At 49.4% G+C, this 24,261-nt stretch carries 22 protein-coding genes; all 22 read left to right on the top strand.

The annotated features are described in order from the left end of the window. The first annotated feature begins 9 nt into the window (after positions 1–9). On the top strand, positions 10–798 hold the full coding sequence (tpiA, locus tag V7K73_RS00975) for a triose-phosphate isomerase (RefSeq protein ID WP_334876305.1): 789 nt from the start codon (positions 10–12) through the stop codon (positions 796–798). Further along, positions 795–2,426 (top strand): glucose-6-phosphate isomerase, encoded by a 1,632-nt coding sequence (gene pgi / locus V7K73_RS00970; RefSeq protein ID WP_334876303.1) that lies wholly within the window; start codon positions 795–797, stop codon positions 2,424–2,426. The genes tpiA and pgi overlap by 4 nt, the downstream gene beginning before the upstream one ends. A 34-nt stretch (positions 2,427–2,460) precedes the next feature. Further along, the gene (locus V7K73_RS00965; RefSeq protein ID WP_334876301.1) at positions 2,461–3,393 is read left to right on the top strand and encodes a polyphosphate kinase 2 family protein; all 933 of its coding nucleotides are present in this window, start codon (positions 2,461–2,463) and stop codon (positions 3,391–3,393) included. Between the two features lie 55 nt (positions 3,394–3,448). Next, positions 3,449–5,143: a phosphoglucomutase (alpha-D-glucose-1,6-bisphosphate-dependent) gene (gene pgm / locus V7K73_RS00960; RefSeq protein WP_334876299.1), complete on the top strand. Its 1,695-nt coding sequence runs from the start codon at positions 3,449–3,451 to the stop codon at positions 5,141–5,143. Next, on the top strand, positions 5,140–5,904 hold the full coding sequence (locus tag V7K73_RS00955) for a DUF3417 domain-containing protein (protein WP_334876298.1): 765 nt from the start codon (positions 5,140–5,142) through the stop codon (positions 5,902–5,904). Before pgm ends, V7K73_RS00955 begins: the two co-directional genes overlap by 4 nt. Then, the gene (glgP, locus tag V7K73_RS00950; RefSeq protein ID WP_334876296.1) at positions 5,905–7,683 is read left to right on the top strand and encodes an alpha-glucan family phosphorylase; all 1,779 of its coding nucleotides are present in this window, start codon (positions 5,905–5,907) and stop codon (positions 7,681–7,683) included. Between the two features lie 182 nt (positions 7,684–7,865). Then, positions 7,866–8,873, top strand: coding sequence for a slipin family protein (locus V7K73_RS00945; protein WP_334876294.1), 1,008 nt, complete (start codon positions 7,866–7,868; stop codon positions 8,871–8,873). A gap of 94 nt (positions 8,874–8,967) precedes the next feature. Further along, positions 8,968–11,175 (top strand): glycogen debranching protein GlgX, encoded by a 2,208-nt coding sequence (gene glgX, locus V7K73_RS00940; protein WP_334876292.1) that lies wholly within the window; start codon positions 8,968–8,970, stop codon positions 11,173–11,175. After that, a complete protein-coding gene (locus V7K73_RS00935; protein WP_334876290.1) occupies positions 11,172–12,362 on the top strand; it encodes an acetate/propionate family kinase in 1,191 nt (396 codons plus the stop codon). Before glgX ends, V7K73_RS00935 begins: the two co-directional genes overlap by 4 nt. A 31-nt stretch (positions 12,363–12,393) precedes the next feature. Next, positions 12,394–14,526, top strand: coding sequence for a plasma-membrane proton-efflux P-type ATPase (locus V7K73_RS00930; RefSeq protein WP_334876288.1), 2,133 nt, complete (start codon positions 12,394–12,396; stop codon positions 14,524–14,526). After that, complete coding sequence (locus tag V7K73_RS00925) at positions 14,519–14,650, top strand: hypothetical protein (RefSeq protein ID WP_334876286.1); 132 nt, start codon at positions 14,519–14,521, stop codon at positions 14,648–14,650. The genes V7K73_RS00930 and V7K73_RS00925 overlap by 8 nt, the downstream gene beginning before the upstream one ends. 172 nt (positions 14,651–14,822) lie before the next feature. After that, the gene (locus V7K73_RS00920) at positions 14,823–15,005 is read left to right on the top strand and encodes a hypothetical protein (RefSeq protein WP_334876284.1); all 183 of its coding nucleotides are present in this window, start codon (positions 14,823–14,825) and stop codon (positions 15,003–15,005) included. Between the two features lie 53 nt (positions 15,006–15,058). Continuing rightward, positions 15,059–15,439: a hypothetical protein gene (locus V7K73_RS00915; protein ID WP_334876282.1), complete on the top strand. Its 381-nt coding sequence runs from the start codon at positions 15,059–15,061 to the stop codon at positions 15,437–15,439. Between the two features lie 661 nt (positions 15,440–16,100). Then, positions 16,101–16,526 carry a hypothetical protein gene (locus tag V7K73_RS00910; RefSeq protein WP_334876280.1) on the top strand — a complete coding sequence of 142 codons (426 nt, stop codon included), beginning with the start codon at positions 16,101–16,103 and terminating at the stop codon, positions 16,524–16,526. 158 nt (positions 16,527–16,684) lie between these two features. Further along, positions 16,685–17,224 carry a general stress protein gene (locus V7K73_RS00905; protein WP_334876278.1) on the top strand — a complete coding sequence of 180 codons (540 nt, stop codon included), beginning with the start codon at positions 16,685–16,687 and terminating at the stop codon, positions 17,222–17,224. A gap of 132 nt (positions 17,225–17,356) precedes the next feature. Further along, the gene (locus tag V7K73_RS00900) at positions 17,357–17,710 is read left to right on the top strand and encodes a DUF5335 family protein (protein WP_334876277.1); all 354 of its coding nucleotides are present in this window, start codon (positions 17,357–17,359) and stop codon (positions 17,708–17,710) included. 80 nt (positions 17,711–17,790) lie between these two features. Further along, the gene (locus V7K73_RS00895) at positions 17,791–18,528 is read left to right on the top strand and encodes an SDR family oxidoreductase (protein ID WP_334876275.1); all 738 of its coding nucleotides are present in this window, start codon (positions 17,791–17,793) and stop codon (positions 18,526–18,528) included. A gap of 162 nt (positions 18,529–18,690) precedes the next feature. Next, positions 18,691–20,262, top strand: coding sequence for an oleate hydratase (locus V7K73_RS00890; RefSeq protein WP_334876273.1), 1,572 nt, complete (start codon positions 18,691–18,693; stop codon positions 20,260–20,262). A 69-nt stretch (positions 20,263–20,331) separates the two neighbouring features. Continuing rightward, positions 20,332–21,870, top strand: a complete 1,539-nt coding sequence (locus tag V7K73_RS00885; protein ID WP_334876271.1) for a phytoene desaturase family protein — start codon at positions 20,332–20,334, stop codon at positions 21,868–21,870. Between the two features lie 70 nt (positions 21,871–21,940). Further along, positions 21,941–23,215 (top strand): FAD-dependent oxidoreductase, encoded by a 1,275-nt coding sequence (locus V7K73_RS00880; RefSeq protein WP_334876269.1) that lies wholly within the window; start codon positions 21,941–21,943, stop codon positions 23,213–23,215. 39 nt (positions 23,216–23,254) lie between these two features. Further along, a complete protein-coding gene (locus V7K73_RS00875; RefSeq protein WP_334876267.1) occupies positions 23,255–23,809 on the top strand; it encodes an HdeD family acid-resistance protein in 555 nt (184 codons plus the stop codon). A 143-nt stretch (positions 23,810–23,952) separates the two neighbouring features. Further along, entirely contained in the window at positions 23,953–24,261 is a 309-nt protein-coding gene (locus V7K73_RS00870) for a hypothetical protein (RefSeq protein ID WP_334876265.1), read from the top strand.

Below are 24,261 nucleotides of genomic sequence, written 5' to 3'. Positions count from 1 at the left end.
AAACCGGCCATGGCTCAGAAATTTGTTATTGGTAACTGGAAGATGTATACCACCGCAGCTGAAGCCAGACATCTGTCCCAGGCGATCGCGGCTGGTATGGGCACTGATGATAGTGTTACTGTTGCGGTCTGTCCACCTTTTCCTTATCTGTCCCTAGTCGGGGAAATCCTCAAGGGCAGCCGGATTGCGCTCGGCGCACAGAACCTCTATCCCGCCAAAGAAGGCGCATTCACCGGCGAGGTTAGCCCGACGATGCTCCTCGATCTCGGCTGCCAGTACGTGATCCTCGGACACAGCGAGCGCCGCCACAAACTGGGCGAATCCGATGCGTTTATCAACCACAAGGTAAGGGTTGCCCTGTCCGCCGGACTCGATGCAATCTTCTGCATCGGCGAAACTCTAGAACAACGCCAGGCAAACCAGACCAAAACAGTACTCGAACGGCAACTGTTTCAGGGCTTGGACGGACTGTCGGCAGCTACCTTAACCCACCTGAGCATCGCCTACGAACCAGTCTGGGCGATCGGCAGTAGCGGACATCACGCCACACCTCAGCAGGCTCAGGAAACGCACGCCCTCATTCGGCATTGCTTCGGTCAGATGTTCGGGGAGCGATCGGCTCAGACCCTTGTCATCCACTACGGCGGCAGCGTCAATCCGAAGAACGCCGACACGTTCCTGAAGCGACCTGGTGTGGACGGTGTCCTGATTGGCGGCGACAGCCTGAATGCCGAGCAGTTTTTAGCCATTGTTCAGGCTGGGATCAGTCAGACGCAAAGCCAAGTGGAGGTAGCATGACAACAATCATCCCCCTTACCCAGCGTGTGGCATGGCAAGCCCTCGAAGCCCATTACCGGAAAGTCCAGGAGTTGCATCTGCGGCAGTTATTTGCAGACGATCCAACGCGCGGGGAGCGCATGACAACTGAGGCGATCGGCATCTACTTCGACTATTCAAAGCACCGGATCACGGATGAGACGCTGACGCTCTTGTTGCAATTGGCGGCCGAGTCCGGTCTGCGATCGCGCATTGATGCCATGTTTCGCGGGGACAAAATTAACGTCACAGAAAAGCGGGCAGTTCTGCACATCGCCCTGCGTGCCCCCAAAGGGCAAGCCATCGTCGTGGACGGCGAGGACGTTGTGCCTGGGGTTCACGCCGTGCTGGATAAGATGGCTGACTGTTCCACTCAGGTACGCAGTGGAGAGTGGAAGGGCTACACGGGCAAGCGTATCCGCAACATCGTCAATATTGGCATCGGTGGATCTGACCTGGGACCGGTAATGGCCTATGAGGCATTGCGCCATTACAGCCAGCGCGACCTAACCTTCCGCTTCATCTCCAACATCGACGGCACCGATTTTATCGAAGCCACCCGCGACCTCGATGCTGAGGAGACGCTGTTCATCATCGCGTCAAAGACGTTTACGACCCTGGAGACGATGACCAACGCCCATACAGCCCGCGACTGGCTCCTCAAGACATTGAACCATCCCGATGCGGTTGCCAGACATTTCGTGGCGGTCTCGACCAACGTCGAAAAGGTGGCTCAGTTTGGGATCGACACCGCCAATATGTTCGAGTTTTGGGATTGGGTTGGCGGGCGGTACTCAATGGACTCGGCCATTGGTCTCTCGACAATGATCGCCATTGGTTCCGAAGCTTTTCGCGCCATGCTGGACGGTTTTCATCAGATGGATGAGCATTTCCGCACAGCTCCTTTCCATCGCAACTTACCAGTACTCATGGGTCTGCTGGTTCTCTGGTACAACAATTTCTTTGATGTACAAACAATGGCGGTTCTTCCCTATGAGCATTACTTGAAGCGCTTAAGCGCTTATCTCCAGCAGTTGACGATGGAGAGTAATGGTAAGCACGTCACGCAGGATGGGACTGAGGTCGTCTACCAAACTGGGCCAATCTATTGGGGGGAGCCGGGTACTAATGGGCAGCATTCCTTCTACCAACTGATTCATCAGGGAACCAAGCTCATCCCCTGCGACTTTATCGGGTTTACTCAGCCGCTTAACCCTCTTGGGCACCACCATGATTTACTCTTGGCCAACATGTTTGCCCAGGCAGAGGCGCTAGCTTTTGGCAAAACGCCCCAAGAGGTACAAGCTGAGAGCATACCAGCATGGCTAGTACCGCACCAAACCTTCGAGGGCAACCGTCCATCCAGCACGATCCTCCTGGAACGGCTGACTCCGGCGGCATTGGGGAAGCTCGTCGCACTGTATGAACACAGTGTCTTCACTCAAGGTGCTATTTGGGACATTGACTCCTTTGACCAATGGGGAGTCGAATTGGGGAAAGCCCTTGCTGCGCGCATCATTCCTGAACTTGAGACTGAGGATAGGAACCCACTCAAGCACGATAGTTCAACCAATACCCTGATTCGGCACTACAGGAAAGCCAGATTTTAGTGCTATTGACCTTAGACAGTTGAGCGTTAAACCTATGACCGATAAACATAGCCACAATGATTCATCATTAAACCCATTTCCGATCAAAAAACTTGACGATTTGATTCGTCCCTTTATTGTTCCACCAGGGCAGAAAATTTCCCTTGCCAAAGACCATGACCCAGCTTACAAAGCCCATTATCTAAAGAAGTCTGAAGCTGAAAGTGAACTACAAGAAGGTATTGAAGCTTTAGCAAAATATCAGGATATGCTTTATGCCCAAGATACTTATGCCTTGCTCATTATTTTCCAGGCAATGGATGCTGCTGGTAAAGACAGTACCATCAAACATGTGATGTCGGGTATCAATCCTCAAGGCTGTCAGGTGCATAGTTTCAAAGTTCCTGCTGGGGAAGAGTTGGATCATGACTATTTATGGCGATGTTCCAGAGCTTTACCAGAACGAGGAGAAATTGGCATTTTTAATCGCTCTAATTATGAAGAAATCTTAGTAACACGAGTTCATCCAGAAATTCTGGAGCAGCGACAAATTCCGCCTAACTTGATCGATAAGCATATTTGGCAACGTCGCTATGAGGAAATCAACAACTTTGAGAAATATCTGAGTAGCAACGGGACTATTATCCTCAAGTTTTTCCTGAATGTGTCTAAAGAAGAGCAAAAAAAACGCTTTCTAGAACGGATTGAACTTCCTGAGAAAAACTGGAAGTTCTCTGTTAATGATGCGAGAGAGCGCACGTTTTGGCCCGACTATATGGTTGCCTATGAAGAAATGTTTAATCACACTAGCACAGAATGGGCACCCTGGTATGTGATCCCAGCAGATCACAAATGGTTTACTCGCCTAGTGGTAGCAGGCATCATTTATGCCCAATTGAAGGCACTCAATCTCAACTATCCCAAGGTCAGCGAAGCAAAACACCAGGAACTTTTGCAAGCAAAGGAAATGCTTGAGAGTCAGAAATAAAGACCACAATCCTTTAACGGAGACTAACTCCATCACGGACTTTGAGGAAAGCGTCATGAAAATCAGTCCCCTGGCTGGAAAGCCGGCACCACTGGAAATATTAGTCGATGTGCCACGGCTGATCACCGCCTACTACACCGAGGTTCCCGACCCATCAGTACCGGAACAGCGAGTGTCCTTTGGCACATCTGGTCATCGCGGCTCGTCCTTGAAACGGGCTTTCAACGAATGGCATATCCTGGCAATTACTCAGGCGATTTGCCTCTATCGCACGCGACAAAAAATCACTGGCCCTCTGTATCTCGGTATGGATACGCACGCGCTTTCTGTTCCGGCTGGCGCTACTGCACTTGAGGTGCTGACAGCAAATGGAGTGGAAGTGATGATCGCCGTTGGGGACGAATACACCCCAACCCCAGTGATTTCTCATGCAATTCTGACTTACAATCGCGATCGCAAAAGCGGACTCGCTGACGGGATTGTGATCACGCCCTCCCACAATCCGCCCGATGACGGTGGCTTCAAATATAACCCGCCGCCGGGTGGACCAGCCGACAACACGATCACTGCTTGGATTGAGGCAACGGCGAATGCGCTGCTGGAAGCCCGACTCCAAGGAGTGAAACGAATTCCCTACCAACAGGCTATACACAGTGCCACGACGCATCGGCACGACTATCTGACCGCCTACGTCAACGACCTGGGCAATGTAATCGACCTGGATATCATTCGCAGCGCCAAGATATGTCTCGGCGTTGATCCCCTTGGCGGTGCTGGTGTCCATTACTGGGCGAGGATTGCGGAGCAACATGGTTTAAACCTGACCATTATCAACGAGACGGTCGATCCCACCTTTCGTTTCATGACGGTGGATTGGGATGGACAGATTCGCATGGACCCGTCTTCGCCCTATGCGATGCAACCACTGATCGAGATGAAGGATCGCTTTGATCTTTCCTTCGCCTGTGACACCGACTACGACCGACATGGCATTGTCACCAGAAGCGAAGGATTGCTGCCGCCTAATCACGACCTCTGCGCGGCAATTTTCTATCTTTTTCAAAACAGACCGAAGTGGCACAAGGAAGCGGCGATCGGCAAAACGGTAGTCAGCAGCCAGATGATTGACCGGATAACTGCCAAAATTGGCCGGCAGCTTTTCGAGGTGCCGGTCGGTTTCAAGTGGTTTGTGGGAGGATTGCTAGATGGCTCATTGGGATTTGCCGGAGAAGAGAGCGCGGGTTCGGTGTTCGCTCGTCTGGATGGCAGCGTCTGGACGACGGACAAGGACGGATTCGTTCCCTGTTTGCTGGCGGCGGAAATCACAGCGCGGACAGACCACGATCTCGGCGAAATCTACCGTGAACTCACGCACGAATTCGGTGAGCCTGTCTATGACCGCGTTCAGACACCCGCTACTCCAGAGCAAAAGGAACGGTTGGCAAACCTCTCACCGCAACAGGTGACGCTCACCGAACTGGCGGGTGAAAAAATTCAGAAGGTACTCACTCATGCACCAGGCAACGGTGCTGCCATTGGTGGGTTGAAAGTGATGACCGAAAGCGGATGGTTCGCGGCACGTCCGTCAGGAACCGAGGACATCTACAAGATTTATGCAGAGAGCTTCCAAGGAACAGAGCATCTACGCCACATCCTTGAGGAAGCACAGACCATTGTCAGCGCTGCTTTGGCGACATCCCCACAGAAGTTGGGGATTGCGTCCAAGGCAAACCAAAAGGAGAACCCATGAGCCAACAAACACCTTTCAGTACGTGGAACAACCGTTTTTTACCGACAGATGTCGAGGGGTTCGATTCCCTTGCCGAACTAGCTTTGGATCTGCGTTGGTCGTGGAACCATGCTACCGATGAAGTCTGGCGGCAGCTTGATCCTGCGCTTTGGGAGTTGACTCAAAACCCTTGGGTGGTCTTACAGACTGTCTCAAGGGACAAACTCCAGAGGGCGCTAGCCAATCCAGCCTTCTGTAAGAATGTGGATGACTTGTTGCAAATCAGGCGTCAGGAGGCAACTGCACCAGCCTGGTTTCAGCAACGGTATCCGCAGTCTCCATTGAAATGTGTCGCGTATTTCAGCATGGAATTCATGTTGAGTGAAGCGCTGCCCATTTACTCAGGCGGACTCGGCAATGTCGCCGGAGATCAGCTCAAAGCCGCCAGTGACCTGGGTGTACCGGTGGTTGCTGTGGGATTGCTTTACCAACAGGGCTATTTTCGTCAGGTGATTGACAAGGACGGCGCACAGCAAGCCCTTTATCCCTACAACGATCCCGGACAGTTACCGATCGCACCCTTGCGCCACCCAAACGGTGAGTGGTTGCGGTTGGAGATTGTCTTGCCCGGTTACTCGGTTTGGCTACGCGCCTGGGAGGTACAAGTTGGCAGCGTGAAGCTTTACCTGCTAGACAGCAATGACGCAGCGAACTTTCCTGCCCATCGAGGCATTACCAGCCAACTGTATGGCGGTGGACCAGAGTTACGCCTCAAGCAATAAATGCTACTCAGTATTGGCGGCTGGCGACTACTTGATGCCCTCGACATCCAGCCGGAAGTCTGCCATCTCAATGAAGGACACGCGGCATTTGCCATTTTAGAACGAGCCAGAACTTTTATGAACGAAACCGGGCAGCCTTTTGAAGTCGCACTGGCGGTCACGCGATCGGGGAACCTTTTCACCACCCACACGGCGGTGGCTGCTGGCTTTGACCGTTTTGCTCCGGCTCTCATCGAGCAATACCTTGGTCGGTATGCCCAAGACAAGCTGGGTATTACAGTCCATGATTTGCTGGCACTAGGCCGCCAGAATCCAAATGACTCGTCCGAGAGTTTCAATATGGCCTATTTGGCAATCCGTGGAAGTGGGGCGGTTAATGGGGTGAGTCGCTTACACGGTCAGGTGAGTCGGCACATTTTCACGCCGCTTTTTCCACACTGGCCAGAGGACGAAGTACCGGTCGGACACGTAACCAACGGAGTCCACATGCCAAGCTGGGACTCGGCTCCCGCCGATGATCTGTGGACGGGAGCCTGTGGAAAGGATCGCTGGCTGGGCACGACAGAAAACCTGGGGCAGGACATTCGCCGCGTCTGTGACACCACACTCTGGCAGTTTCGGACAGCCGCCAGCAAGTCTCTGGTTGAATACGCCCGCCAACGCTTGTCCCAGCAATTGATCGTCTCCAACGACACGCCGGATGCGATTAATGGGGCGAAGCATCTGTTTAGTCCCAACGCATTAACCTTGGGCTTTGCCCGTCGCTTCGCTACCTATAAGAGACCAAACTTACTGCTACACGATCGCGATCGCCTGCTTCGTATCTTGACCAATCCGCAGCGTCCGGTGCAACTCATCATTGCTGGCAAGGCGCATCCGGCAGACCAGGGGGGGCAAGCCCTGATTCAAGAATGGGTACGTTTCATCCGGCAACCTGAGATCCGCCCCCATGCGATCTTTCTCAGTGACTATGATATGCTTCTGACCGAACACCTGGTACAAGGGGTGGATGTCTGGATCAACACGCCCCGGCGACCTTGGGAAGCTTGCGGGACGAGCGGCATGAAGGTACTTGTCAATGGCGGCATCAATTTATCTGAGTTGGATGGCTGGTGGGCGGAAGCCTACAATCCTGAAGTTGGCTGGGCATTAGGGGACGGACAGGAGCATGGCGAAGATCCCGCTTGGGACGCGGTAGAAGCCAACGCGCTCTATGATCTGCTAGAGCAGGAAGTGATCCCAGAGTTTTACACCCGAAACGACAGCGGCATCCCCACAGCATGGGTCAAGCGGATGCGAGAAAGTATGGCGCAGTTGGCACCGCGCTTTTCCGCCACCCATTCGGTACGTGAATATACTGAGCAACACTACCTTCCGGCTGCCACTGCCTACCGCGATCGCGCCGCGAACAACGGCGAAGTCGGCAGGCAAATCGTCGATTGGCAGCACACTCTGCAAGATAACTGGGCTTCGTTGCGCTTCGGCGAAATCAAGGTTGTGAGCGACGCACAAGGACACACATTCACAGTTGAAGTGTTTTTCGGTAGCCTTGACCCAAAAAGTGTGCGGGTAGAACTATATGCCAACGGAGTGAACGGCGGCAACAGGTCGCGGCAGGAAATGAAGCGCGGTCAGCCATTGACCACGGGGAACGGTTACATCTTTAACACCCAAGTATCTGCAACACGCCCAGCCACAGAATATACGGTGCGTATATTACCATACTGCGACGGCGTTGCGATTCCACTGGAAGATACACGAATCCTGTGGCAGCGATGATTAATTTTTGCATGGAGGATTGCCGCAAGGCGGAAGTCAAAAGTAGTGTGAGCGTCTCGCTCACACGGGCAAGATGCCCGCACTACCAAAAACCCCTCAAAACAAAATTGACAGACTACTAGTTCAGAAAAAACGAATCACGGTTATCGAATTCAAGTGTCTAACTCATCAAGGTAATTGAAATGAAAACAATCAGCTCTTATCCATTATTTGGCTATCAACTTCAAGCGGGAAAGCTTATAGCGAGTACGTCCCAAAGCACGGGAAATTCGCCCTTATTTATGCAAAACTCCGTCCCGTATTACACTACTAACCCATTACTTCTTTTAATGGTAATTATTGGTGTTGGAGGTGTGTTAGCTTCAATTCTTTCGAGCGCTATTAAGGTGGCGAATGAGTGGGAAAGATTGGTGGTATTGCGGTTAGGAAAATTCCTCGCTCTCAAGGGACCTGGACTCATTTTCATTATTCCGATCATTGACACCATACCTTACCGGATTGACACTCGCGTGATCACCGCTTCTTTCCAGGCGGAGAAGACTTTGACTAAGGATACGGTGCCGGTTGACGTAGATGCAGTTTTGTTTTGGAAGGTTGTAGATCCTAAGAAAGCAGCTCTGGATGTCGCCGACTATAAAAGTGCTATTAGTTGGGCCTCCCAAACGGCTCTGCGGGATGTCATCGGCAAGACCATGCTATCAGATATGCTGGAAGGCAGAGAGAAGATTAGTAAGGATTTGCAGAAAATTATTGACGAGCGCACTGAGTCATGGGGTATCAATGTTATCTCAGTGGAAGTTAAGGATGTACTGATTCCCTCGGCTTTGGAGGATGCGATGTCGATGCAGGCTCAAGCGGAAAGAGAACGTCAGGCGCGTGTGATTCTCGGAGATTCTGAGCGACAGGTGGCAGAGAAATTTGGGGAAGCGGCTAAGACCTATATCAACAACCCTGTGGCTCTGCATTTGAGGGCGATGAATATGCTTTATGAGGGTTTGAAGGACAATGCCACGATCGTCATTGTACCCAGCACAGCCGTAGAAACCATGCAACTAGGGGGTCTTGCCGGGATGACGGCTTTGACTATGGGATTGGGGCAGGAGAAAAGCGAGATCAGAAAGCAAGAAGGCATTCAATCAATGAGGGATGTTGTAGAGCCAAATGGCACTAAATTAATCGCAAACCCTTAACGAACTTTGGGGGTTTAAGTCACAAAACGTAATTGCGAATTGCGAATTGGTTTAATCCGTGGGTGCTAATTTCCCATCTCTGGGCAGACTACCAATGAAAGATCCTTCACATGATCTGCACGATTATATCTCGGAGATATCCGCACGCGCTGGCGTGCGGGTGGGATCTCCTTTGCCTTTTGGAACCCAGGAAACTGGAGGAGGGGTGAATTTCGCCATTTTTAGCCGTGATGCCACCCGCGTTCGACTAGAGTTGTTTGACCATCCTGAAGACGCAGTGCCTACCAGGTCAATCGATCTCGATTCCGCGTGCAATCGCACCGGTGATGTCTGGCACGTTTGGGTGGAGGGAATCCTTTCCGGTCAATTCTATGCTTACCGCGTGGATGGGCCTTACGAACCAAGTCTTGGCCATCGTTTCAATTTCAACAAGCTTCTCCTCGATCCCTGTGCGATCGCGGTTTCGCAACTGCCTCCGTGGGATTTCGCCACGGCACGCGGCTATGATCCGTTGGCATCAGAGCCAGACCTGTCTTTCTCAAAGGTGGACAATGCCAGGTCGATGCCAAAATGTGTCTTTCTCAACGAGTCCTTTGAGTGGGATGGAGACTCTCCACCCCGGCATCCGTGGTCGATGACCGTTATTTACGAAATGCATATTCGTGGCTTTACCATTCATCCCACGTCGGGCGTAGATCATCCGGGCACCTATCGCGGTCTAATGGAAAAGATTCCCTATCTCAAAACCCTGGGGGTGACGGCTGTGGAACTGATGCCCGTCCAGGAGTTCAATGATACTCCTATACCGCGCCGGAATCCGCAAACCAATCAACTGCTCAGGAATTATTGGGGCTACGATCCGGTGGTTTTCTTTGCGCCTAAAGCCTCCTACAGCAGCTCAGGCGGTTTAGGCCAGCAGAAACTAGAGTTCAAGGAAATGGTTCGGGCTTTGCACAAGGCCGATATCGAAGTGATCCTGGATGTAGTGTTCAATCATACAGCAGAGGGCAATGAACTGGGCCCAACGCTCTGTTTTCGCGGAATGGCTAACGCGATCGCCTACACGCTAGCGGAGGACAAACGCTACTATAAGAACTACACAGGCACAGGCAACACCGTCAACGCTAATCATCCCGTGGTGCGAGACCACATCTTGGCCGCGCTTCGTTATTGGATGGTTGAGATGCACGTGGATGGATTCCGGTTTGACTTGGCATCGGTTCTTGGACGGGACGGTGCCGGCAAGTTATTAGCTAATGCCCCTCTGCTCGAACGGATCGCCGAAGACCCGATCTTAAGAGATGTGAAAATCATTGCCGAGGCGTGGGATGCCGGTGGTGCATATCAAGTGGGTAGCTTTTCAGAGCGGCGCTGGGCAGAGTGGAACGGGCGGTACCGAGACGATGTTCGGCGTTTCTGGCGTGGCGATGAGGGGATGCTCGGTTTGTTTGCCAGTCGGATCTGTGGCAGTGCCGACATCTATACCAAGTCCGGCAAAGGACCCGAAGGCAGCATCAATTTCGTCACCTGCCACGACGGTTTCACTCTCAACGACCTGGTGAGCTATGGCCATAAGCATAATGAAGCAAACGGAGAGAACAACCAGGATGGGACTGATACCAACTTTAGCGAGAACTACGGTTTTGAAGGCGAGACGACAGATGCCGCGATGCCTGCGGCGGGCGTAGCCATCGCGTCCATCAGAAAACGCCAGATCAAGAATTTTCTGCTGACCCTGCTGATATCGCGGGGTGTGCCGATGCTGCTCGGCGGGGACGAATTTCGTCGCATACAAGGCGGCAATAACAATGCCTACTGCCAGGACAACGCCACGAGTTGGCATGACTGGAGTTGTCTGGAACAGCACCAGGAGATTTTTCGTTTCACCTGTGGCACGATCGCCTTTCGGTGTGCCCATCCCATTCTGAGTCAGGAGAAATTCTATACGGATGCTGAGATCCAGTGGTTTGGCCCGCAAGGAGGCTTGCCCAATTGGACTGACCCCCAAGCAAAGCAGTTTGCCTGTCTGATCCATGAAGATGAGCAGCACGCACTTTGTCTGTTGTTTAATGCCAGTGTCGATGCGATCGATTTCAGATTGCCCCCTCTACTGCCAGAGACTCGGTGGCATCTAGCCATCGATACTGGATGCGTTGCGCCACAAGACCTGTTCGCTGCGGGTGAGGAAACGCATTGGGAAAATCTAGACAATTACTCTTTGAAACCGCGATCGAGCGTTATTCTTCTGGCTCGATGTACGCACGATCAGGGGTTGCAGACAGCGTTCACGGAGGCCAAATGAAACCAGCTAACCCGCACATCCTGACGATTAATGGCGGCTCGTCGAGCATCAAGTTTGCGCTGTTCGAGTCCGGCGACTCCCTCCAACGGATTCTGGAGGGCGGGATTGAGCGAATTGGGCTGCCGGCAGCCAGTTTGCAGGTAAAAGGCTTAAACCCAGCAGATAACTTTTCGCGGTTAGTGTCGGCACCGGATCACACGGCGGCAGTGGACGCTCTGATGGATTGGATTGAAAAACATAGTGGGCGTAACTTGAGCGCGGTAGGGCATCGCGTGGTGCATGGGGGGCCGAAGTATAGCCAGCCGCAGCGAATTACTGCGGAAATGATTGAGGAACTGCATCAGCTCAGTCCATTTGACCCTGAGCATCTGCCGGAAGAGATATTGTTGACCGAGGCGTTTCATCAGCGATTTCCAAATCTGCCCCAAGTGGCCTGTTTCGATACGGCTTTTCACCATGATTTGCCGCTTGTGGCTCGGCTGTTGCCAATCCCCCGTCGCTATGAGGCGCAGGGTGTACGACGCTACGGGTTTCACGGGTTGTCATACTCGTTCTTGATGGGAGAACTAGCCCGCCTGGACGGAACGGCAGTGGCACAAGGTCGGGTTATCCTCGCTCACCTCGGAAATGGCGCAAGCTTGGCGGCGGTGCATGACGGCAAACCCGTGGACACTAGCATGAGTTTTACGCCGACCGCCGGATTGCCGATGAGTACCCGTTCTGGCGATCTCGATCCGGGACTGGTTTGGTATCTGGCGCGGACTGAACAAATGAGCGCGAAGCAATTCAACGAGATGGTTAATTTCCAGTCCGGGTTGCTGGGAATATCTGAAATCAGTTCTGATATGCGTGACTTGCTCGATCGGGAAATGCAGGACGAGCGGGCGGCGATCGCGATCGCACTATTTTGCTACCAGGTCAAGAAATGGATCGGCGCATTCGCGGCGGCATTGGGCGGAGTGGACACATTGGTGTTCGCAGGGGGCATCGGGGAGAATGCCCCCACAGTCCGCGCCCGGATTTGCGATGGGCTGGGTTTCCTTGGCATCGAACTCGAAGCAAAGCGAAACGCAGCGAATGAGGACGTGATTTCTGCACAGACCAGCAGGGTTCCCGTCCGCGTAATTCACACAGATGAAGCACTGATGATTGCCCGCTTGGTCTGCCACACCCTTAAATTTGGCTGAAAAAAGGAAAAAATAAACCAAAGGAATACCCATGATCAAACTCGTTGCCGATCAGCCCAAAGCTACCAAATCCAAACCCGATGCGAAAGACGATCTGAAAACTCTGCCACTGCCGGAGGTGGAAAAAAAATTGGAGTCGTCGCCAGACGGACTCAGCCAAGCACAGGCGAAGAAGCGCCTGACTGAATATGGTCCTAACGAGATCGAGGAAAAGAAGACCAATCCATTTCTGAAATTCTTTACTTATTTCTGGGGACCGATCCCGTGGATGATCGAGGCGGCGGTGATTCTTTCGGGCCTGGTGCGGCACTGGCCGGATTTCTTCATCATCCTGCTACTGCTAGTTACCAACGCTGTGGTGGGATTCTGGGAAGAAAGTGCTGCGGGCAACGCCATTACTGCCCTGAAGGCAAAGCTCGCAACCAAGACCCAGGTGAAACGAGATGGGAAGTGGATTACCCCGCCAGCGCGTGAGTTGGTGCCTGGCGATGTCATCCAACTGCGGCTTGGCGACATCGTGCCAGCAGATGCCCGCTTATTGGACGGCGATCCCATGTCGGTGGATCAGTCCGCGCTGACGGGCGAATCCCTGCCTGCCACGTTTAACCCTGGCGACGCGGTGTTTTCCGGCTCGATCGTTCGCCGGGGTGAGAGCAGCGCCCTGGTCTATGCCACGGGTGCGAACACCTACTTCGGCAAGACGGCGCAACTGGTGCAGAAGGCGCAAACTGTCAGCCATTTTCAAAAGGCGGTTTTAAAGATCGGCAACTACCTAATCCTCCTCGCGCTGGCTCTGGTGACGTTGATTATTACCGTCGCGATCTCTCGTGGCGACCCGATCCTCACTACGTTGCAGTTCGCTCTGGTGCTGACCGTAGCTGCGATTCCCGTGGCGATGCCAACAGTGTTATCGGTAACGATGGCGGTTGGCGCACGCCTGCTCTCCAAGAAAAAAGCGATTGTCAGCCGATTGGTCGCTATTGAGGAACTGGCCGGCGTGGATGTGTTATGCGCGGACAAGACCGGCACCCTGACCCAGAACAAGCTGACACTGGGCGATCCGTTCAGCGTGAATAATGTTCCGACTGATCAAATCATCCTCAACGGGGCGCTGGCGTCGCGCGCGGAAAACAACGACACGATTGATCTAGCCGTTGTGGATGGACTGAAAGACAAGGATTTGTTAAAGGCTTACGAAGTCGTTCACTTCACGCCATTCGACCCAGTGCATAAACGCACCGAAGCCACCGTTAAAGCCAAAGACGGAAAAACTTTCAAAGTGACCAAGGGTGCGCCGCAAGTCATTCTAGCATTATCCACCAATGCTGGGCAGGTGAAGTCGGCTGTCGAGAAAGCGGTCAACGAATTTGCAACCCGTGGCTTTCGTTCGTTGGGCGTGGCGCGGGCTGAGGGCGATGGAAAATGGCAGTTTCTTGGTGTATTGCCGCTGTTCGATCCGCCACGGGAAGATGCCAAGGCAACCATTGCAAGCGCAGCAAAGATGGGCGTAAACATCAAGATGCTGACGGGCGATGCATTAGCGATCGCTCAGGAAACCGCCAAAAAGTTGGACATGGGCGCAAATATCCTCGATGCTGGTAGCTTGGGCGACTCGGAAAAGCAAGAGACATCAGAAGTGTCCGATTCCATTGAGAATGCCGACGGTTTTGCCCAGGTATTCCCCGAACACAAGTTCCACATTGTAGATGTCCTGCAAAAACACGGACATATTGTCGGTATGACGGGTGACGGGGTGAATGATGCCCCCGCGCTGAAGAAAGCCGACTGCGGCATCGCCGTTTCAGGCGCAACAGACGCAGCGCGGGCGGCGGCTTCCATTGTGCTGACAACGCCCGGACTGTCGGTGATTATTGACGCGATTAAGGAAAGCCGCCGCATTTTCCAACGGATGAACAGCTACGCGATCTACCGTATCGCCGAGACGTTGCGTGTGCTGTTGTTCATGACCTTGTCGATCCTGTTCTTTAACTTTTACCCGGTGACGGCGGTGATGATTGTGATGCTGGCGTTGCTCAACGATGGTGCCATCCTGTCCATCGCCTATGACAATGTTCATTACCGAGATAAGCCCGAGGCATGGAATATGCGCCTTGTGCTGGGGATCTCCACGGTGCTATTCGTCCCGCGCGGATTTTATGGATAGCCGTACTTGGTACACAAGTCGTGGCGACGTTAATCGCGGTATATGGGCTATTTATGACACCTCTCGGCTGGGGTTGGGCACTGTTCGTTTGGGGCTATGCGCTGGCGTGGTTCGTCGTGAATGACCGCGTGAAACTGCTCGCTTACCGGCTTTTGCTCCCACCACGGTCAAAACAAAGGAGTCCTCTAAAAAGCACTTGAGTATAGAGTCAAAATATGCCGCGAACACAGCGATTTTGGTGAGTTGCGGCATTTCTGATTCCTGTTTGGCTGGGCGCGACGCTGGGCTATTGGGGGTTGCGCGGACAAGCTGATCTTCCCAAGTTAATTGTACTTGCATTTACAACAGGCACTTTGATGGTGGCGATCGTTGAAGAAATTATTCCCGAAGCGCATCAAACTCAAGATACAAACTGGTCTACCTTGACGTTTATCGGGAGTTTTGCACTTTCAATGCTGTTCTCGTCTTATCTTGAATAACTCACCAATTCTGTATTGTTCACAAAACTCTAGTTTCTATGAGCGTAAATAATATGTCTACTGATAAAGTTATCAAACTTTATATTTTGGATAAAAAGAATTTAAATCTGCTTCCTTCAAGTAAAACCAAGCTGATTATTGTCAACCCGGCTGTGACAAAACCAGATTTGACAAGACAGCAAGGAGCCATGACACCTGATGAAGCATTGTTTTTCATCCCCTTCTGCTCGATGATATTTTTGGCAATTTTTATTTTGAAATTGCTAGATATTTGGAAAGTTGCAATAGCAAAAATTACAACGCTCAACTGCTTCCATCAACTTCCCTGTCGGAACTGTCGCTTCTTTACAAACAACCATTATTTATACTGCACAGTACACCCCTCTATTGTCCTCACAGAACAAGCACTTGATTGCTCTGACTACTGTCCCTGAAGTGAGGATTGAGAATGAAAAATTGTGAGAAATATGGGGACTGATAGCGTACCACTCCGTGGAAGCAAGCTACGCGTAGTGTCTGTCTGCGACACGCTGCGCGAACGTAGAGAGCATCTTGATTCTGACCGGAGCTAACCGAAACGTCTCCGGCTCCGCTCCTGTTAGCGATAGCGAGGCGTTTAGCCCATTCAGGATAGCTGAATTTTTCTTAAATTGGTTGATTAAAAAATCTCACATTTTCATCTTGGGTATTGAAAGTAATCAAGCGATCGCTATAGATAATACGATAGAAAAGTTCAAAAACTCGAGAGTATTTGTTTATCGAAATAGAATTCAGGAGTCAGGAGTCAGAATTCAGAATGAATTCTGTACGACTGGCGGATAGCGCAGTGTAAAGCCTTCGGTCTAAATATAGCAGCGAAAGTCTTGCTGAGAGGAACAAAGGAGAATCGTTTATCAGAGCAATTATGTTTTAATAAGGTTTTAAATAGTGTGTGAATTGTATAACTTCTACTAAAACGTTCCAAAGGTGGAGGTTAAATTTGTCAAAATTTGTAACTATTAAGTGTGCGGCCAAAAAACTCAATCTGGGATTAAATCTCAACTTGAAGCATAATAGAGCCATATTTCCGAAATTCAACATACTAGAGCAATTATCATGAGTACTGCAATTGATAACTTCACCAAAAATCTTCATGACAATTTAGAAGCGGTTGAAGAGCGGGTAAAATCGCTGAGAGAAAGTATTCAATCTGCACCGAAAAAAACTCAAATTGAGATTGAATCTCAACTTGATGAAGCGAAAGCAAAGCTAGACGCTAAGAAACAAGAATTCGATGAGTACCGGGCAAAGCTCAAAGCTCAATTCGAGGAAAAAGAATCTGAAGTGAAGTCCCATGTCGAGGAATGGAAAACGGGTCGCAAAGCAAAGAAACTCGAACATCGGGCAGATAGAGCTGAAAACCATGCAGCTACGGCGACGTTCTTAGCGATCGCAACCCTCGAAGAGGCTGAAAAAGCAACTTTAGAAGCGATCGCCGCCAGACTAGATGCCGAAGCCGCAACAGTAACTACAAAGAAGTAAGACACGATAAAAATAATTCGTAATTCGTAATTAAAGACTGTTTCAGACCCTAAAAAAACTCCAAATGCTTGATAAGCATTAGGGATAAACCCTTTTTAATTATGAATTATGAATTAATAATTATGAATTAGCTTGACATAGAGAAAGGAGACAAACTCATGACATATACACATACGGTTGTTGCTCATTTCCCCTCCCATGCAGAAGCAGAAAGGGTTGTATTATATCTGCAAAAATCAGGCTTCGATATGCAAAAGCTCTCAATCATTGGTAAAGACTACCAAACTACTGAACATGTCCGGGGATTTCTCACCTGGAAAGATAGTGCCAAAGCTGGAGCCGTAGGAGGTGGTTATTGGGGTAGCTTCGTCGGAGGTTTATTTGGCATCTTAGCAGGAGCTGGAGTGCTGTTTATTCCCGGAGTAGCTCCGATCATCATTGCTGGCCCCATTGCGGGAATATTGGCGGGTTGGTTGGAAGGAACCCTTGTTGGTGCTGCTGGTGCTGCTGCTGTAGGAGGACTGGCGGGTGCTTTATCCGGGTTAGGAATCCCGAAGCACGAGATACTGAAGTACGAAACTCAAATCCGAGCAGGCGAGTTCATAATCCTTGTGACAGGCAGCAACGATGATGTTAGTCAGGCGAAGCAGTTGCTAGACAGAATTAGTCATGAAATCAGCATTTCAGTTCCTGCCTAAGGCTTTGAACTCTTAACCTGCCAACATTAGATATCTGGTGACAAAGAATGTAGAGACGTAGCACTGCTAAGTCTCTACAAGGGTTCTAGATAACGCATATTTAATTTTTGGAAATTATTTAAAGGAATCATCATGGTAAGTAAAATTGACATCAACAAATCTGTGCCGCGTGAGCGATGGGGTGAATTTTTTGATCAGTTTTCAAATGGTAATCGGGGACGGCATATTTCAATCGAAATCATCGATTCAGAACTTGGTGACGAAGAACTGATTCAGAACGCACCTTTAATGGGGATGATTTACGATCGCCCCGGGAAGGGTGATAATTTGGCGATCGAAGTCGGTAAAGATGAAATGACATACGGTCACACGATCGATTCACCAACTGAAGTTTTAACAGGACAGAACTCCAACGGTGTGATGATAGCGATTTGGATTACTGACGCTGCTGGGAGAAAAACGTTGATTCAGCTACAAGCTACTTGATATGGTTGCATAATGCTGAGTTCAGCTGAAACACCACCCAATGTTTCATAACCCACACTCAATAACCCGCAAGAATCAATATGTCTCTTATTCAAAACAAAGTGGTCATCATCACCGGAGCCAGCAGTGGTTTAGGTGAGGCGACCGCGAAGCGACTTGCTGCTAGTGGAGCCAAACTGATGCTGGCCGCCCGCCGCGAAGATCGGCTCAAAGATTTGGTTGCAGCGATCGCTAAATTAGGAGGGACTGCAACCTACCAAGTGACAGATGTAACAGATCGCTCACAAGTGGAAGCCTTGGCGAAGGAAACTTTGAGTACATACAGCCGGATCGACGTATTAATTAATAATGCTGGCTTGATGCCCCTCTCTCCCCTCGACCAAGTAAAGGTGGAGGAGTGGGATCGGATGATCGATGTCAACATTAAGGGCGTTCTCTATGGGATTGCTGCTGTGTTGCCGATTATGCGTCAGCAAAAGTCTGGTCACATCATTAACCTATCGTCCGTGGCCGGACATAAAGTGTTTCCGGGATCAGCAGTCTACTGTGCTACTAAATACGCAGTGCGAGCGATCTCTGAAGGGCTGCGACTAGAGTCAAACGGTGAAATCCGTTCGACTAATATCTCACCAGGAGCGGTTGCTACTGAGTTGACTACTACCATTACCGATAAAGACACAGCAGCAGGAATTAATCAACTTTATGCGATCGCTATTGATGCAGATGCTATTGCGCGGGCGATCGCTTATGCCATTGAGCAACCCGGTGATGTTGATGTGAATGAAATCATCATCCGTCCCACACGTCAAGAACTTTAGATTTAGGCTAAAAAAAGACGTAATACCCTTTGACTTTAATAATGATACAAATACGTTGGTAGGGGCACAGCAATGTTCCCTACGAGAAATCTATATGTATCAGGGTTTGTGTGAAATGGTATAAGACACGATTAAACCAAGCTTTGCAAAGACTTAGTTGATATGGGTAAAGAATCTAATGCCTATTTGTTAGGTGGTGGTATTGGCTCTTTGGCCGCCGCCGCCTTCATGATTCGAGACGGCGGACTCCCTGGCGGAAATATTTTTATCCTAGAAGCAAAACCCCTCCTGGGCGGGAGTATGGATGGAGCCGGAAACCCTACAGATGGCTATTCGATGCGGGGGGGAAGGATGTTAACGACGGACAATTACGAATGCACTTGGGATCTTTTCAAGTCGATTCCCTCCCTGAGTTCGCCCGGTAAAACGGTATTTGACGAAACGATGGAGTTCAATGAGCAGCACAAGTCAAATTCTATGGCGCGTCTGGTTGACAGGCGACGGGCGAAAGTCCCTGTAAGTTCGATGGGCTTTTCTATGCAAAATCGTTGGGAATTGCTGAAGCTTACCCAAGCTGATGAAACTGAGTTGGGTGCTAGTTGTATCACAGATTGGCTTTCCCCAGAATTCTTCGAGACTGAATTTTGGTATATGTGGGTTACTACGTTTGCTTTCCAGCCGTGGCACAGTGCTGTTGAATTTAAGCGTTACTTGCATCGCTTCATGCTGGAATTCTCTCGGATTGAAACCCTCGCAGGGGTTAAGCGCACTATCTACAATCAGTACGATTCATTGATTCTTCCCTTACAGAGTTGGCTTGCTGCCCAAAATGTCCATTTCCTCGTCGATTGCAAGGTGACGGATCTGGAGCGCACCACCGCAGAGGGTAAGCTAGTAGTGACAGGTATTCATTATCAGCAGAGTGGTGAAAGCAAAACCATCGCGGTTAAAGATAGCGACCTGGTTTTTTTACAGAACGGATCGATGACCGATGCCTCAAGTCTAGGGTCGATGACAACTGCGCCCAAGAAGCTGAATAAACAGGACTGCACCAGTTGGACTCTGTGGGAAAAGCTGGCGGCGGAAAGCCCAGATTTTGGTAATCCGGCTGTTTTCAATAGCAGCATTGCCGAATCTCTATGGGAGTCTTTTACGGTGACGCTGAAAAACCCCGCATTCTTCGATAAAATCGCCAAATTTAGCGGCAATCAAGCGGGGACTGGGGGACTAATCACGTTCAAAGACTCAAATTGGCTGATGTCCATTGTACTCGCCTATCAACCCCACTTTATAAACCAGCCTGCTGATGTACAAGTCTTCTGGGGATATGCCCTTTTTGGCGATCGCGTGGGTAACTTCGTGCCTAAGCCCATGAGCGAGTGCAACGGTGAAGAAATTCTGCGAGAACTCTGCGGTCATTTACGATTCGATTTGGACACTGTGGAATCGGCAAACTGCATTCCTTGCAGAATGCCGTACATCACCAGTATGTTTATGCCTCGTTTACGCAGCGATCGACCATTGCCGATCCCTCATAGCTCGAAGAACCTCGCTTTCATCAGCCAATTTGTGGAAATTCCTGATGATGTCGTCTTCACCGTTGAGTATTCGGTGCGAGCTGCTCAGATGGCGGTCTACAAATTCCTCGGTATCGATCGCCAGATCCCACCTATCTCGCCTCATGACAAGTCACTGCAAGTCGAGTTTAAGGCTTTAGTCAAAGCGTTTAGGTAAGTTTTGCCTTCACTAACGGGCGTTTCAACGGGACAGAACTCAGATTTTTATTGTTCGAGGAACTCTCTCATGAAACCGGATTACCTGATTGTCGGTAGTGGTTTATCAGCATTAGTCTTTGGCGCTTTGATGGCAAACTCTGGCAAGACTGTGCAAATTCTCGAAGCCCATGAGCATCCCGGAGGCTTTGGGCATACGTTTACGATGGCTAAAAAATATACGTTTAACGCTCAATTTCACTATGTCTGGGACTGCGGTGAAGGGCAAACCGTCAATCGGGTACTCAAAAAACTAGGGTTAGAGCAAGAAGTAACTTTTGAACGTTATGACTCGGACGGCTTTGATCACATGCGAATGCCAGAGCATAGGTTGGATATTCCCTCGGAGCCAGAGGAACTGATCCAGCGATTGTCTAATCTGTTTCCGGCTCATGGCGATCTGATTCGCCAATTTGTCAACGAAGTGGAAAAGACTAGTGCAGGCTTGAAAAGACTATCTCCACCGATCAAGCCAATTGAACTGTTAAAACATCCAAATGAGGTATTCTCTACTATCCAGTATCTCAACAGCACACTTCAGGATGTATTTGACAAGTTTCAGCTACCCCAAGCCGCTCAAACTCTATTAGCCCTGCAATGGCCTGATTTTTTGCTGCCTCCAAATCAACTCTCCTTCTATGCTTGGGTTATATTATTCCGAGGCTATCAAGCGGGCGCATTTTACCCAACCCAGCATTTTGAACACGTGATTAATTCGTTGGTCAATGTCATCGAATCACATGGGGGACAGGTGTTGCTCAACCATGAAGTTACGAATTTTAGAGTCACAGACAGAACGGTTACGGGAGTTCAGGCGATGGATCTCACCACCCATCAAACCCATGAATTTACAAGCGACACCGTAATTTGCAATATTGACCCCAAAAAAGCCGCCAAGATGATCGGGGAATCACAATTCTCTAAAAGTGTGCGTCGAAAACTCAACTATGAATATTCGGCATCTAACTACATGGCTTATTGTGTCGTCAAAAATATCGACCTCCGAGAATATGGATTTGGCAAGTGGAATCTCTTTCATACAGGGCATCACGATCTAAATGAAGCCTTTGCACAGATGTACGATCGCAATGACTTTTCTAATCCTAGTTTTGCCATCACAACGCCTACTTTATTGACTAAAGCGAGCCGGGATTGCCCAGAAGACTGCCAGATTGTGGAATTCCTTACCGTTGCCAATTACAACTACTTCCAGGAATTACGGGAGAGCGATGGCAAAGCTTACAACCAGAAAAAACAAGAAATCTTAGATTCCATCCTTGATGTTGTGGAAAAACATTATGTACCGAACTTTAGAAAATACATGGTCTTCCATATCACAGGTAGCCCTACTACCAATGAGCGTTTTTGCTGGTGTCCCAATGGTAATTCCTACGGCTCCAGTCTGACACCGCGCAATATGGGTATGGGACGACTGAATCACGAAACCTCACTCAACCATTTCTATTTCTGCAATGCCTCATCTGGCTATCCGGGTTTTGCTGCAACTTTTTGGACAGGCGCACTGCTGTATCAACGGTTATCAGGTGACGTGATTTTAGGCAACAGCTAAACAGGCGATGTCTACGACGGGCGTAGCTGCCGCACTTTATCTATTTTATTAATTGAGAGAGAGGTAAATCATGAGAATTGCTATCGTTGGGGGAGGAGCCAGTGGCATGGTGACAGCCTATCTGCTCGATAAACAGGGGCATCATGTCACTGTGTTTGAACGGCAACCTACTTTAGGTGGACATATTCGGACACTGAACAAGAACGTTCAGCCGAACCAATCCGATTGTCAGGAAATTTTGGAAAATGGAGTACTGGAATTTCCGACTGTGTTTCACCACTTCATCGCCCTCATGGAAGAGTTAGGGGTGGAACTAGAACCTGTGAATATGGGTTCAGCGATGTTTTTAAAAAATGGCAGCCACTTTTTATCGGGAGTCACAATCCAGAAGAACTTCACAGGTATTCGCCGCCTGCTCGAATATCTACGCCTCGATACCCTCTATGCCCGTTCTGCTGGATTATGGCTAAGAATACGATTTGCTCACCTGCAAGATTTCTACAATCAGCCTTTGTCGCAATACTTGAAACAGCCCTGTATTCGTAATACTTGGCTAAAATTGCTAATTATGTATAGCTATTCAATGCCGTTGGCACTGATTGATGATTTTCCGGCAGAATTGGCAATGCCTGTCTTACGCAAGGATGTCGCAGTCCACTGGCTCAGGGTTAAAGGCGGTGTGTATTCTTACATTGAAAAAATTCTGGCGCGATTCCAGGGTGAGGTTTTGCTGAATGTAGAGATTGACCGGATTTTCAGAAGCTCGGATGCTGTGAAAATTGTGCGAAGGACGGGTGAAATTCAGGAGTTTGATAAAGTCGTGTTTGCTACGCCACCCGACCAAGTGATGGCGCTGTTAGCAGATCCAACCGATGCTGAAATCAAACGGTTTTCTGCCTGGAAAGCCAATTATGCGACCACCTTACTGCATACAGATAGTTCCATATACAACCGCTATGGCGTTAAACAACCCTCAGAATTTGATTTTTTTCAGACAGAAAGCCGATGGGGTTATAACAGTTGCCTGAATCAGATTTGTGACATCTCATCACCACCAAATTATTTTCTCTCGTTCCAACTAGAGGAGTTGATTGCTAGCGATCGCCTCATTCACATTCAAAAACATCACACTCCGTTATATACCACTGAATCTTTTCAATATCGAGATGAAGTAGTTGCCAGTAATGGCGAGAACAACACTTACCATGCGGGAGCCTACCTTGGTGATGGCTTGCATGAAGGAGCGATCGCTTCTGCCTTTCGAGTCGCTCAACTAGTTGGGTTAAGCCAAGGCTCGATTGATATCACAAATCGTAAATTAGTAGCACAATTTGTACAAAATTGATCCATCAAATTTTTTATATAAATTTAAAAGGAGATCAAGATGAGAGTTATTGAGCCTGAAATTGATAGGCAAGTTGTTAGTTCTGGATGGACAACCGCGATCGCTATTCTCATGATTGTGTTGGGCATAATAGCGATTGCATTTCCTTTCTTTGCCAGCGTTGCTTCAACCTTAATGTTTGGCTGGATATTCATCTTTGCTGGAATTACTCAAATTGTTTATGCCTTTCAATCAAGAGGTGCAGGTAAAGTTGTCGGGAAGCTAATTTTAGGTCTTTTGTATCTCCTTTCTGGAATTTTAGTAGTGGCAAATCCATTTGATGGGGTGCTTGCCCTGACCTTAGTGTTGGGTATTACTATTTTTGTGCAAGGCATGATTCAAGTAGCGATCGCATTTCAAATGCGCCGGATTTCATCTAACTGGGGATTAATGCTGGTGAGCGGAATCATCGGCATTATTTTCGGTATTTTCATTTGGTCTAACTTTCCATTTAACGCAGCTTGGCTGATTGGCACTTTCATTGGAATCAATCTTTTGTTCGATGGAGTTTGGATGCTAACTCTGCATTCAGGACAGCGCCCCGCTTTACAGTAGAAAAGCAGAGGACTAAAGTCTTCTCTACGAGACGCTGTTCGCGTTCACTACAAACCTTGAATTATTCAGGCCGCTCTACTTAGACAAAATTATTCTGTCGATAGCTGTCTAAAGCTTTGAAGCAACAAATAAGGAATTATTTTATGACAACCTCCAAAAAGAACAGCAAATATTTTCAAGATATTCGCCGTTTTCATCGCATACTTGCTCCCATTATGTTGTTGCCTCTATTGCTGACAGCCATTACAGGCTCGGTTTATCAGATCGTTGATTTGGCAGGCAAAGGAGATGCATTTGACTGGTTATTAAATTTGCACAAGGGACACTTTGGGGCACTTAATCTAGAAGTAATTTATCCCTTCCTGAATGCTCTCGGCTTGCTGATATTACTTTTTACGGGAATTTCTATGTGGCTTCATCTACGACGTACTTCTAAAAAACAATCTACTTAG

The organism is Nostoc sp., assembly GCF_036916975.1.
Taxonomy (GTDB): Bacteria; Cyanobacteriota; Cyanobacteriia; order Cyanobacteriales; family Nostocaceae; genus Nostoc.
Note: the sequence above shows the minus strand (reverse complement) of the source record. Positions and strands in the feature narration are given on the sequence as shown.

Coding starts and splice junctions, on each gene's coding strand:
- V7K73_RS00870 (WP_334876265.1), top strand. CDS start 23,953: ATGACAACCTCCAAAAAGAACAGCAAATATTTTCAAGATATTCGCCGT.
- glgX (WP_334876292.1), top strand. CDS start 8,968: ATGAAAGATCCTTCACATGATCTGCACGATTATATCTCGGAGATATCC.
- V7K73_RS00930 (WP_334876288.1), top strand. CDS start 12,394: ATGATCAAACTCGTTGCCGATCAGCCCAAAGCTACCAAATCCAAACCC.
- V7K73_RS00925 (WP_334876286.1), top strand. CDS start 14,519: ATGGATAGCCGTACTTGGTACACAAGTCGTGGCGACGTTAATCGCGGT.
- V7K73_RS00935 (WP_334876290.1), top strand. CDS start 11,172: ATGAAACCAGCTAACCCGCACATCCTGACGATTAATGGCGGCTCGTCG.
- V7K73_RS00915 (WP_334876282.1), top strand. CDS start 15,059: ATGTCTACTGATAAAGTTATCAAACTTTATATTTTGGATAAAAAGAAT.
- tpiA (WP_334876305.1), top strand. CDS start 10: ATGGCTCAGAAATTTGTTATTGGTAACTGGAAGATGTATACCACCGCA.
- pgm (WP_334876299.1), top strand. CDS start 3,449: ATGAAAATCAGTCCCCTGGCTGGAAAGCCGGCACCACTGGAAATATTA.
- V7K73_RS00880 (WP_334876269.1), top strand. CDS start 21,941: ATGAGAATTGCTATCGTTGGGGGAGGAGCCAGTGGCATGGTGACAGCC.
- V7K73_RS00885 (WP_334876271.1), top strand. CDS start 20,332: ATGAAACCGGATTACCTGATTGTCGGTAGTGGTTTATCAGCATTAGTC.
- V7K73_RS00895 (WP_334876275.1), top strand. CDS start 17,791: ATGTCTCTTATTCAAAACAAAGTGGTCATCATCACCGGAGCCAGCAGT.
- V7K73_RS00955 (WP_334876298.1), top strand. CDS start 5,140: ATGAGCCAACAAACACCTTTCAGTACGTGGAACAACCGTTTTTTACCG.
- V7K73_RS00890 (WP_334876273.1), top strand. CDS start 18,691: ATGGGTAAAGAATCTAATGCCTATTTGTTAGGTGGTGGTATTGGCTCT.
- pgi (WP_334876303.1), top strand. CDS start 795: ATGACAACAATCATCCCCCTTACCCAGCGTGTGGCATGGCAAGCCCTC.
- V7K73_RS00910 (WP_334876280.1), top strand. CDS start 16,101: ATGAGTACTGCAATTGATAACTTCACCAAAAATCTTCATGACAATTTA.
- V7K73_RS00905 (WP_334876278.1), top strand. CDS start 16,685: ATGACATATACACATACGGTTGTTGCTCATTTCCCCTCCCATGCAGAA.
- V7K73_RS00965 (WP_334876301.1), top strand. CDS start 2,461: ATGACCGATAAACATAGCCACAATGATTCATCATTAAACCCATTTCCG.
- V7K73_RS00945 (WP_334876294.1), top strand. CDS start 7,866: ATGAAAACAATCAGCTCTTATCCATTATTTGGCTATCAACTTCAAGCG.
- V7K73_RS00875 (WP_334876267.1), top strand. CDS start 23,255: ATGAGAGTTATTGAGCCTGAAATTGATAGGCAAGTTGTTAGTTCTGGA.
- glgP (WP_334876296.1), top strand. CDS start 5,905: ATGCTACTCAGTATTGGCGGCTGGCGACTACTTGATGCCCTCGACATC.
- V7K73_RS00900 (WP_334876277.1), top strand. CDS start 17,357: ATGGTAAGTAAAATTGACATCAACAAATCTGTGCCGCGTGAGCGATGG.